The sequence below is a fragment of the Vibrio sp. OPT46 genome (assembly GCF_015163535.1).
GTDB lineage: Bacteria > Pseudomonadota > Gammaproteobacteria > Enterobacterales > Vibrionaceae > Vibrio > Vibrio alginolyticus.
This window is the reverse complement of sequence record NZ_JADDYG010000244.1, coordinates 7,809-19,049: the sequence shown is the minus strand read 5'-3', so window position 1 is coordinate 19,049 and position 11,241 is coordinate 7,809. Positions and strand designations below refer to the sequence as shown.

The 11,241-nt window shown below is 46.5% G+C and carries 10 protein-coding genes; all 10 read left to right on the top strand.

The features are described from left to right. Positions 1-318 precede the first annotated feature (318 nt). Entirely contained in the window at positions 319-753 is a 435-nt protein-coding gene (locus IQR33_RS10240; protein ID WP_017634213.1) for a GNAT family N-acetyltransferase, read from the top strand. 292 nt (positions 754-1,045) lie between these two features. Then, complete coding sequence (locus IQR33_RS10235) at positions 1,046-3,709, top strand: nitrate reductase (protein ID WP_053307748.1); 2,664 nt, start codon at positions 1,046-1,048, stop codon at positions 3,707-3,709. A 20-nt stretch (positions 3,710-3,729) separates the two neighbouring features. Then, positions 3,730-4,635, top strand: a complete 906-nt coding sequence (gene cobA, locus IQR33_RS10230) for a uroporphyrinogen-III C-methyltransferase (RefSeq protein ID WP_053307747.1) — start codon at positions 3,730-3,732, stop codon at positions 4,633-4,635. Further along, positions 4,632-5,585: a glycosyl transferase family protein gene (locus IQR33_RS10225; RefSeq protein WP_053303692.1), complete on the top strand. Its 954-nt coding sequence runs from the start codon at positions 4,632-4,634 to the stop codon at positions 5,583-5,585. Before cobA ends, IQR33_RS10225 begins: the two co-directional genes overlap by 4 nt. A gap of 170 nt (positions 5,586-5,755) precedes the next feature. Beyond that, positions 5,756-6,673 carry a dienelactone hydrolase family protein gene (locus tag IQR33_RS10220; protein WP_048625125.1) on the top strand — a complete coding sequence of 306 codons (918 nt, stop codon included), beginning with the start codon at positions 5,756-5,758 and terminating at the stop codon, positions 6,671-6,673. Positions 6,674-6,746: 73 nt separating this feature from the next. Beyond that, positions 6,747-7,328 carry an ANTAR domain-containing response regulator gene (locus IQR33_RS10215; protein ID WP_012129218.1) on the top strand — a complete coding sequence of 194 codons (582 nt, stop codon included), beginning with the start codon at positions 6,747-6,749 and terminating at the stop codon, positions 7,326-7,328. 265 nt (positions 7,329-7,593) lie between these two features. Next, positions 7,594-8,958 carry a CmpA/NrtA family ABC transporter substrate-binding protein gene (locus IQR33_RS10210; RefSeq protein ID WP_017190870.1) on the top strand — a complete coding sequence of 455 codons (1,365 nt, stop codon included), beginning with the start codon at positions 7,594-7,596 and terminating at the stop codon, positions 8,956-8,958. A gap of 72 nt (positions 8,959-9,030) precedes the next feature. Beyond that, a complete protein-coding gene (locus tag IQR33_RS10205; protein WP_053303689.1) occupies positions 9,031-9,996 on the top strand; it encodes an ABC transporter permease in 966 nt (321 codons plus the stop codon). 11 nt (positions 9,997-10,007) lie between these two features. Continuing rightward, complete coding sequence (locus IQR33_RS10200) at positions 10,008-10,844, top strand: ABC transporter ATP-binding protein (protein WP_005450080.1); 837 nt, start codon at positions 10,008-10,010, stop codon at positions 10,842-10,844. A gap of 10 nt (positions 10,845-10,854) precedes the next feature. Continuing rightward, positions 10,855-11,241 (top strand): FAD-dependent oxidoreductase (locus IQR33_RS32755; RefSeq protein ID WP_228013839.1); only part of this gene is annotated, 387 nt, incomplete at its 3' end.

The following is an 11,241-nucleotide window of genomic DNA, read 5'->3' as shown; positions in this document are numbered from 1 at the left end:
ATCACACGCGAAGCTTGGTGAATAATGCTGTGAATTTGGGGTGGTTGTAAATTATCCAACTATGAATTTTTCAATAAACCAGAATAAAGTTCTTAAATGTAATGCATTTAATGGTTATATGTATTGAAATTTTCATCTTGTGTGGTTTTTGATTTTGCGGTTAAAACTTAATCACGGATGTATGTTCTAAGTGAGTTAGGCCTAATTTTCAGGAAGAATATTACATTTCTTAAGCACTTAATTGAGATGTTTGTGTCCCGTCATTTAGATGAGATTTAGGTATACTGCTGCCATTCATGTTAAAGAAGGAGTCATTGAATGGACATCTTGTCTGCGCAAAAAGAGGACTTATTTGCCATATATAAGCTCGAAAATACTTTATTTGGAGAACACGCCTATCCTCAATTTTTCTTTCGGCAAGCTTTTGATTGTTGGGGAGAGAGCTTACTGGTAGCAAAAGAGGGAGAGCAGGTCGCAGGGTATATATTGCTAACGACTAGCACAAATGCACATCAATATTGGATCATGTCATTGGCCGTCGATATTCAACATAGAGGTAAAGGTATTGCGCGTTCCCTCCTAGAAAACGTTATTGCGTCGTTGACGTTAGGCTCAAGCGTGAAATTGACTGTCGATCCTAAGAACCAACCTGCATTGTCTTTATACCTCTCCCTTGGCTTTAAAACGTTAGAAGAAGAAGCGCATTATTTTGGTGACGAAGAATCCAGGTTAGTTATGGAATTAGTAAAGTAATACTGCACGATAATGACCGAAATTTGCACACAATCAGTGCGTAGCATTACGTTGCTATAATTGGTTTTAAGCTAACTCTTTGTATGGTAAGGGTTTTTAATCTTGGCACCTCACTTGCTTTACATAAACGTTCATCGATAACTCGATGCGCCGCTCTTAATAGCAGGCGAGAGCGGTATAGGGTATTACTTTTTGAAAATGTACTAACAGCGTTAAAGGCATTGCTGCCTCTCTCGATTCGGGAGAGGCTTTTTTTTGCTAGTAAGTTGGGCTGAATCGCACTGGAGGTGTTATGTCGCAAGGATGCAAAAAAACCACTTGTCCCTATTGTGGTGTTGGATGTGGTGTCGAGGTCAATGCGAAAGGAATCGTTGGGGATGCGTGTCATCCTGCAAATGCGGGATCACTGTGCGTGAAGGGTGTCGCGCTGGCAGAGAGCTTGAATATGCCTTCGCGCTTGTTGTATCCAAAGCTTGTCACCAAGCAACGACCTCAAGGGCAAGAGGTGCAATGGCAACAAGCCACGGATCTGATTGCTGAAAAGATTCATCAAGCGAAAGCGGAGTTTGGACCGGATTCCATCGCGATGTACGTGTCAGGGCAGTTGTTAACGGAAGACTATTACGTCGCCAACAAACTCATGAAAGGCTATGTTGGCAGCGCAAACATCGATACGAACTCGCGTTTGTGTATGTCTTCGGCGGTTGCGGCTCATCTACGAGCATTTGGTGAAGATGTCGTTCCCGTCAATTACGACGATATTGATAAGACTGAGCTATTGATCATTTGCGGTGCTAATACCGCTTGGACGCATCCTGTTTTATTCCGACGTATTCAACAAGCGAGAGAAAACAATCCTAACCTCAAGCTAGTGGTCATTGACCCGCGTGAAACGGTCACCGCGCAGCAAGCGGATTTGCATCTACCAATTAAAAACGATGGAGATGTATCACTTTTTAATGGGCTGCTTAAGTTTCTTACTGAGCAGCAATGCATTGATTCTGAATACATAAATTCCTATACCGACGGGTTTGATACACTTAAAGAAGAAGTCTCTGACTTGCGTTACGATGTCACTAATCTAACGTCTTCCATCGGGATTTCAGAAGAAAAACTCACGACATTCTTCCATTGGTTTGCGCAAAGCCCAACCGCAATCACTCTGTTTTGCCAAGGAGTTAACCAAGCCGAAAATGGTGTCGATAAAGGCAATGCCATTATTAATGCACACTTGGCGTCGGGCAAAATTGCCAAGCCAGGTTGTGGTCCGTTTTCTATTACAGGTCAGCCGAATGCGATGGGGGGCCGAGAAGTGGGTGGTTTGGCAAACCAATTAGCGGTTCATCGCGCTTTTGACGCAGAGTCTATCAAGCAAGTGCAGGCGTTCTGGGATTCACCAGAAATTGCCACTCAGCCCGGTTTAAAAGCCGTTGAACTGTTTGAGGCGGTAGAACGTGGTGAGATTAAAGTTCTCTGGATCATGGCAACCAATCCCGTTGTCTCTTTACCAGATAACCAATTGGTAAAACGTGCACTAGAGATTTGTCCGTTTGTGATTGTTTCCGATATCACAGCGGATTCGGATGTAGCGCATTACGCGGACCTATTGCTACCCGCCGCTGGCTGGGGGGAGAAGCAAGGCATGGTGACCAATTCTGAGCGTCGACTTTCAAGGCAGCGCCAGTTTCAAACGCCTCCGGGTGAAGCAAAATCAGATTGGTGGGCGATAAGCCAAGTCGGGCAAGCTCTGTGTGCATTGGAAAAGATACAAAATGGCTTTGCGTTTACTTCTGAGCGGGCGGTATTCAGGGAATATGCCGCGATGACAGGCATGAATGCAGATTCGCCATTGAAGCTAGATCTTTCTCAATACGCCAACTTAACCGAGCAAGAATACGAAGAGTGGATGCCGACACAATGGGGAGGAGAGCGTCCTTTTGCTGATGGCATCTATTCGCACCCAGATGGTAAAGCACGTTTTGTCGTGACCAGTGAATCTCCTACGCGTTTAGAAAGAACAAAAGGCTGGTGGCTCAATACGGGCAGGCAACGTGATCAATGGCATACCATGACGCGCACAGGTCATATCGCACACCTTGCCGCCTCTGAGTTAGAACCAACCGTGTACATGAACACACTCTCTGCTACTCAAAATCGCTTAAAAGCAGGACAACTCACCAAGCTGTTTCAGCCTACTTCAAACACCAGTATTTATGCCAAAGTTGCAATTGATGAAGGTTTGGGTTTTCAAGAGCTATTTATGTCAATGCACTGGGCGGGTCGATATGGCGGTGAAAGCAGTGTTAACGCGATAGTAAACAGCGCAAAAGACCCTATTTCCGGGCAGCCTGCGTTTAAGTCGTCTTATGTTGAAGTGCAAGATGCGGCGGTAAAAACCTACGGTATGTTCATCGGTACACAGTTTGATTCCGGTAAATTTCTCTACAGCGCATTTCAAGCAGAAAGCAATTTGGGCATTTGGCGCTTTGCACACGATAAGCGACCAAAGAAGCAGAGTTTTTGTCGAACGGAAAAGAGCCGCAGAATTACGATAGATATTGCCCAAGGTTGGTTAGCAGTGGATTACGACCTTGTTGGAGACGTTCGTATCATTCGTTCTGTTTTAGTGGTGTCTAGTGAACCGATTCAAACCGACTACACCAACTTTACCGGCTTGATTGGCAAACCGATGGAGCTATCGCAACTGCTTACCATCACTCAATCGCAAAATAGCGCCAAACTGGTTTGTAGTTGTTTCCGCGTCACCGATAAACAAATACATGACGCGATGGAGAAACAAGACTGCACTTCACTGACTCAACTTCAAAACAAACTCAAATGCGGCACTAACTGTGGCTCGTGCGTTTCTCAAATCAAACAAATGGTCGACAGCCATCAGCATCAAAAGGGCAAACAGCAAGCGAGCCAGCAAAGTCTGGCGATTCAAATAAAGTAAGTCACAAAGAGGATAAGCACATGGAGGCGCCTTATCAAAAGTCTTGGTTTAAGAAAGGACAAGCGAGTCAGAATCAAGAACGCTCGTCTCGCTTTTCTAAGCATGACCAAGCAAGCAAACTGAACCAACTTTTAGAAGACCATTCAATAGACCTCGACGCGAACCACAAAGGTTTTGTCTCGATTGTCGGAGCAGGGCCGCACGATCCTGACTTGTTAACCGTGAAGGCAGTGAAAGCGATTATGTCGGCAGAGATTCTGCTGTACGACCGTTTGGTTAACAAAGATATTTTGGAGTTGGCTCCGCCACAAGCCGATTGGATTTACGTGGGCAAACGATGCGGACAACCTAGTATTGGTCAGGAAGAAATTTGTGACTTGATGGTATCGCTCGCTCAACAAGGAAAGCGAGTTGTGCGCTTAAAAGGGGGAGATCCTTTCGTATTTGGCCGTGGAGGCGAAGAAGCATTAGCACTCGTCAAACACTCAATCGCGTACGAAGTCATTCCCGGCATTACCGCTGCGATTGGATGTTCAGCAAACAGCTTGATTCCGCTGACTCATCGTGGCGTAGCTCGCAGCGTTACCTTTGTGACGGGGCAAGTGGTAACAGGTGCATTTGAGGCGTGGAGCCAACTGATGCAAAGCGGACAAACGTTAGTCTTCTATATGGGGTTAGAAAAGTCATCGCAAATACAAACGGGTTTAATAGGCTCTGGTTTGAGAGAAGATTTCCCAGTCGCGATCATTACTCATGGTTGCAGCCCTCAACAACAAGTTCATGTTACCCAACTCAATCAGCTCAATGATTTATCAATTACACTTAAAGGCGTGAGCCCAGCATTGATTGTGATGGGAGAAGTTGTCAAACTGCGCGAACAACTAATAGAAACCGTACAGTCAGTGACGGAATACGAGGGAATATGAGCAGCATTTTGGAATGTATTAGAACAGTCGGTCGTGGCGAACGTGGTAGAAAACCACTGAACTTTGACCAAGCGTTTCGAGTTATGGATGAATACCTAAACGGTGAGTGCGACGACGATCAGATGGCAATGCTATTGATGCTGATCCGTGTACAGAACGAAACTCAACAAGAAGTCGCTGGCTTTGTGAAAGCATTCCAATCCCGCATGCCAGCTATTGGTGCAGACATTGACTGGCCATGTTATGCAGGCAAACGTGAAGCGGCAGGGCAGCCTTGGCACCTGTTGGCAGCCAAGATCCTCGCCGATAATGGTCATAAAGTGCTGATGCACGGCTATCACGACCGTCAATCTGGTCGTTTACACGCTGAAGACTACCTCGACAAATTTGCTATTACGAAAGCGGAATCAGCAGAAGACGCAAAGCGTGTATTAGAAACACAAAACATTGTGTATCTGCCGCTGAGTGCGTTTGCTCCTCAAGCAGAAACCATGATTGGTTGGAAGAATCGTTATGGGCTTAGAACGCCGATTAATACCGTGGTTCGAGCATTGAACCCGGGGCAAGCAACGATTGGTATTCGTGGTAGCTTCCATCCTGGGTTCCAACAACTTCATGCTGAAGTCGAATACGAGATTGGTCAAACCGCTCACGCTGTTGTGTCATTCAAAGGGCAATCGGGCGAATCAGAATACAACCCGAAAGTAAGCCAAACGGTATGGTTAAGCCAAACAAGCGGCGTGACATCGCACTACTGGACGGAGCAAATGCTGTCTGAGGTGCCAATGCCTACGAACTGTCCGTTTGGGACGTCAGAAGATGACATGAACCAAATGGCGAATACGGTTTTGGCAACGATGACAGTTGTACTCTTTGCTCAAGTGCACGATAGGGAACAGGCCTTTGAACATGCGTTTACTTATTGGGAAAACTATTGTTGTGGCAGTTAATCCTGTGACGAGCTAACCGCGAAACGTTGTTGGATCGGAATCCTTTATCTATTGTTTGTGTAAGCTTGTCAGTGATGTATTTATCACTTGAAGTGTCTCACAGCTGATTGGGGCAAACATCAGTGAGGCCTGATGAGTTTACTTTTCGATAAGAAATGAGGACAAGGATAATGGTTCTAAAGCACTCAAATTCTAACAACAAGGCGTCACATCCCATTCCACAAGAAGCTTTCGATTGGTATGACGAATACGCACATGGCAAAATCTCTCGTCGAGAGTTTCTCAACCGTCTTGGTGGCCTCGCTGTTTTAGGTTTTAGTATGACGGCCCTGGTTGATGCTCTGACTCCAAATTATGCACTCGCAGAGCAAGTTTCCTTTAATGATCCTGAGATCAAAGCAACCTATGAAACCTTTGCTTCGCCCAATGGACATGGAGAAGGTCGCGGCTATTTGGTTGTGCCACAAAAGAAGACCTTAAAATCGCCGACAGTGTTGGTGATTCATGAAAATCGAGGTCTAAACCCATACATCAAAGATGTCGCCAGACGACTCGCGAAAGACGGCTTTATTGCTTTCGCTCCTGACGCGCTTTATCCACTCGGTGGCTATCCGGGGAACGATGATGAAGGTCGCGCGATGCAGAAAGAGATGGACAGAGCCAAGATCGAACAAGATTTTATTGCTGCTGCTAATTTCATTAAACACTACGAGGGTGGGAACGGTAAATTAGGCGCTGTTGGGTTCTGTTTCGGTGGATACATCGTTAATATGCTTGCAGCGGTAATGCCAGAAGAGCTGGATGCAGGTGTGCCTTTCTACGGAACACCGGCGGCGCAAGAGATTCAAAAGCAGGTCAAAGGGCCGTTGATGATTCACTTCGCAGGGCTCGATAAGCGCGTCAACGACACATGGCCTGCCTATGAGCAGCAATTGATCGCGAACGATGCGCAATATCAGGCGTTAATGTATGAAAACGTCAACCATGGCTTCCATAACGACTCAACGGCTCGCTACGCACCAGAAGAAGCGGCGCTCGCGTGGGAACGCACACTAGGTTTCTTCAAAGAACATCTCGCCTCTAGTTAAAACGCTTCAACTTTAATTGGCACATTCCTTGTTATGTCTCTCTTAGTGAGTGAGATATAAACAAGGAATGTGCATGACTCAATCAACGTCAAAAACACCCATCATAGTATGCTGTGATAGCCTCCAAGAGCAGGCTCGATTGTCCGGCTTATTGAGCAAAGATTACGACAACATCATCGGCTGCCAATTGGCACAACTAGAAACGTTAATGCAACGAGAACCGTCGGCAAGCGTTGTGGTCGGATGGCAGCAACCAACCGCGGAACTGCGTTTGATCGTCGATTTCTGCCGCAGAAAATCGGCACCACTTCTTATCGTCTTAAAGCAGTTATCATCTAATGATATCAATCGGTTATCAGAAAAAATGGACTATGTGCTCATGCCGCACGATAGTGAGTTTGCGCTTCAGCCTTGGATTGAACATGCGACACTAGTGAGAGCGAAATTCGAAAGTATGCAATCGGAAATTGAATCGCTGACCCATAAGATTGAAGAGCGCAAGCTGGTGGAAAAAGCCAAAGGTCTGCTGATGAAGATGCACAGCGTTGATGAAGATCAGGCTTATAAAGCGCTAAGAAATTCAGCCATGCAATCGAGCCAAACGCTCGCACAAGTTGCCAAGAATTTGATAACTACTTTGGAAGTGTTGGATTAGTTGCTCTACCACTTTAGGGTTAGGGCGCATTTTCTAACGTGGTGCGTGTTGCACTATCAGCAAGCAATAACGGGGGATAACGAACTGCGGAATATGCTAATTTATTGTATTTACTGTGAAAAATAAGTTGGCACAGTAATTGGATTAGTAGAATTGGGTTTATTGTTGAATCGCTTATCTCAATTATCAACGGCGGTAATTGTAGACTTAGCAACGGCGCTACTGCTCTTCGGAGTAGTGGCGCTTTTTTTATAGGAGCAAACCAATGAAATGGAGTTCGATGCTGAAAGTGTCTGCAATTTCGTTATCGGTATTCACCACGGTCAGCGTAAAGGCAGAGTTGGGTGAGCCAGAAATTGAAGACCTGAAGTTTGGTTTTATTAAGTTAACCGATATGGCACCGCTGGCGGTTGCTTATGAGAAAGGCTTTTTTGAAGACGAAGGCTTGTACGTCACTTTAGAAGCACAAGCAAACTGGAAGGTGCTATTAGACCGAGTCATCGACGGTGAGCTTGCTGGCGCGCACATGCTTGCTGGTCAGCCATTGGGCGCAACGATTGGTGTTGGCACAAAAGCAGAAGTGATTACTGCGTTCAGTATGGATTTGAACGGCAACGCAATCACGGTTTCCAATGATACTTGGGAGCAGATGAAGCAATACATTCCAAAACAACCAGATGGCAAACCTGTTCACCCAATCAAAGCGGATGCACTGAAGCCTGTGGTCGACAGCTATCTGGATAAAGGCAAACCGTTCAACATGGGGATGGTGTTCCCTGTATCGACGCACAACTATGAGTTGCGATACTGGTTAGCGGCAGGGGGGATTCATCCAGGCTTTTACGCACCAGACTCAGGCGATAACAGTGGCCAGCTGGATGCTGATGTTCTTTTGAGTGTTACACCGCCACCACAAATGCCAGCCACAATGGAAGCGGGCACGATCAAAGGGTACTGCGTAGGCGAACCATGGAACCAACAAGCTGTATTCAAAGGCATTGGTACGCCAGTCGTGACCGACTACGAGATCTGGAAGAACAACCCAGAGAAAGTGTTTGGTGTTTCCAAAGCTTGGGCTGAGAAGTATCCAAACACGCACATTCGCGTAGTGAAAGCCTTGATTCGAGCTGCACATTGGTTGGATGAAAACGACAATGCCAACCGCCAAGAAGCAGTGAAGATGCTATCAAAAAGCGAATACGTCGGAGCCGATGCCGAAGTTATTGCCAACTCAATGACCGGCACATTTGAATACGAGAAAGGCGACAAACGAGACGTGCCAGACTTCAATGTGTTCTTCCGTCATAACGCCACTTATCCGTATTACAGCGATGCGATTTGGTATCTGACTCAAATGCGCCGTTGGGGACAAATCTCAAGCGAGAAATCCGATGATTGGTACATGGATGTGGCAAAAGAGGTTTACCGTCCAGATATCTACCAACAAGCGGCTCAAGCGCTAATTGAAGATGGTGTGTTGAGCAAAAAAGACTTCCCAGATTTCAATGCTGAAGATGGTTTTCGTGCGCCACAAACACACTTTATCGACAACATCGTTTATGACGGTCGCGAGCCAAATAAATATCTAGAGAAGTTCTCTATCGGGCTTAAAGGAAAAGACAAGGTTTAACCATAACGATAAACGCCACAGGCGAGGGGATTCGCTTGTGGCAACAAGGATGTAAATTTCTTAGGAGTGAGTATGTCTAGTAATGTCATTTCCCTTTTTCCTGCTAAGCAGGTAGTGAACCGAAGTCGGCTGGTGCTTTTGCCCGTCATTGGCTTGCTGATCTTTTTGGCAATGTGGCACTTAGCAGCGAGAGAAGTGCAAACTTCATTAGGTACGCTACCGGGACCTGTGCAAACTTTTCAGCAGTTCAGCAACCTTGTCGATGACCATTGGCAAGAGCGAGAAAAGGAACAAGCGTTTATCGAGCGTCAGGAAAAGCGCAATGCTGCAAAATTAGCCAAAAATCCAGACGCGGAAGTGAAGATTCGTCCTTACACAGGTAAACCGACGTTTTTCGACCAAATCGTGACTAGCTTAGTGACTGTGACAGCGGGCTTTCTGCTGGCGACGATTATCGCGATTCCACTTGGCATCGTGCTTGGTCTTAATCAAGGGCTGTATCAAGCGTTCAACCCAATCATTCAATTGCTCAAGCCTGTATCACCTTTGGCTTGGCTGCCTATCGTTACCATGGTTGTAAGTGCCACTTATGTGAGTGATGACCCGATGTTTGCTAAGTCGTTCATTAACTCTCTAATCACAGTAGCGCTGTGTAGCTTGTGGCCGACGCTGATTAACACCGCTGTGGGTGTGACGAGCGTTGATAAAGACTTAATCAACGTGAGTAAAGTGCTGCAACTTTCGTGGTGGCAGCACATTCGTACCATCGTTTTACCTTCTGCCATTCCAATGATCTTCACAGGTTTGCGTCTCTCTTTAGGTATCGCTTGGATGGTATTGATTGCGGCAGAGATGCTCGCGCAGAACCCTGGGTTAGGCAAGTTCGTTTGGGATGAATTCCAAAACGGCAGCTCGGCATCATTGGGTCGCATTATGGTCGCGGTCATCACAATCGGCTTTATTGGTTTGATGCTCGATAGAGGCATGCTGCAACTTCAAAAGTGGCTGTCTTGGAATAAACAACAAGCGTTGAGATAAGGGAAAAGATCATGGAAAAAGCATTATTAGATCTAACGCGTTTAGGGATGCGATTCCCAACGCCAGATGGCGAGTTCATCGCGCTTAAGAACGTCGATTTACAAATCAATAAAGGCGAGTTTGTATCTCTGATTGGCCACTCTGGCTGCGGTAAATCAACGGTATTGAACTTAGTTGCGGGTCTACACATGCCAACAGACGGCGGCGTGATCGTCGATGGACGAGAGGTGGCAGGACCGGGACCCGACCGCGCAGTGGTGTTCCAAAACCATTCATTATTGCCTTGGTTAACCGTGTATCAAAACGTTGAGCTCGCAGTAAAACAAATTGCTGGCAAAAAGGGCAAAGCGTGGATTCAGGAGCAAGTGAATCACTATTTGGAGTTGATTCAAATGCAGCATGCCGCGCACAAAAAGCCGGATGAAATCTCTGGGGGCATGAAGCAGCGAGTCGGCATTGCGAGAGCACTGGCACTTCAACCAAAGGTTTTGTTGATGGATGAACCATTTGGCGCATTGGATGCGTTAACACGTGCGCATTTGCAGGATGCACTGATGAAGATCCAAGCCGAGCTAAACAACACCGTGATCATGATTACTCACGATGTGGATGAAGCGGTGCTGCTATCCGACAAAATCGTGATGATGACCAACGGACCGGCAGCAACCATTGGTGAAGTGTTAGAAGTGAACCTACCTCGCCCTCGTGAGCGTGTCGCACTGGCGGATGATGCGCAGTATCAGAAGTGTCGACAAGCCGTATTGAAGTTCCTTTATGAGAAGCAATCCAAAGTCGAGATTCCTGCTTCGAAAGAAGACAAACCCAAAACCGCAGCGCAAACGGCATAAGGAGGCAGCGATGAACAGTCCTTTAACGATTCCAGTAAAGAACGCATTGAGCCACATCGTTGTGGTAGGCAACGGTATGGTCGGGCAACACCTTGTCGAGCAATTGGTACAGAAAAACGCGCATTTGGAGCACCGAATTACCGTGATTGGTGCAGAGCGCTTTATCGCGTATGACCGTGTACAGTTGTCCTCTTTGTTTGCGGGCAAATCTCATGATGATTTGATGCTGAGTAACCAAGAATGGTACGACATGCATGGCATCCAACTCGTACTTGGCTGCCAAGTAACAGGCATCGACAGAGAACAAAAGCGCCTTCTGCTTGATGGTGAAGATGTGCTGGGTTACGACCAACTTGTGCTCGCGACTGGTTCTTACCCGTTTGTGCCTCCAATTGAG

Coding starts and splice junctions, on each gene's coding strand:
- IQR33_RS10240 (WP_017634213.1), top strand. CDS start 319: ATGGACATCTTGTCTGCGCAAAAAGAGGACTTATTTGCCATATATAAG.
- IQR33_RS10235 (WP_053307748.1), top strand. CDS start 1,046: ATGTCGCAAGGATGCAAAAAAACCACTTGTCCCTATTGTGGTGTTGGA.
- cobA (WP_053307747.1), top strand. CDS start 3,730: ATGGAGGCGCCTTATCAAAAGTCTTGGTTTAAGAAAGGACAAGCGAGT.
- IQR33_RS10225 (WP_053303692.1), top strand. CDS start 4,632: ATGAGCAGCATTTTGGAATGTATTAGAACAGTCGGTCGTGGCGAACGT.
- IQR33_RS10220 (WP_048625125.1), top strand. CDS start 5,756: ATGGTTCTAAAGCACTCAAATTCTAACAACAAGGCGTCACATCCCATT.
- IQR33_RS10215 (WP_012129218.1), top strand. CDS start 6,747: ATGACTCAATCAACGTCAAAAACACCCATCATAGTATGCTGTGATAGC.
- IQR33_RS10210 (WP_017190870.1), top strand. CDS start 7,594: ATGAAATGGAGTTCGATGCTGAAAGTGTCTGCAATTTCGTTATCGGTA.
- IQR33_RS10205 (WP_053303689.1), top strand. CDS start 9,031: ATGTCTAGTAATGTCATTTCCCTTTTTCCTGCTAAGCAGGTAGTGAAC.
- IQR33_RS10200 (WP_005450080.1), top strand. CDS start 10,008: ATGGAAAAAGCATTATTAGATCTAACGCGTTTAGGGATGCGATTCCCA.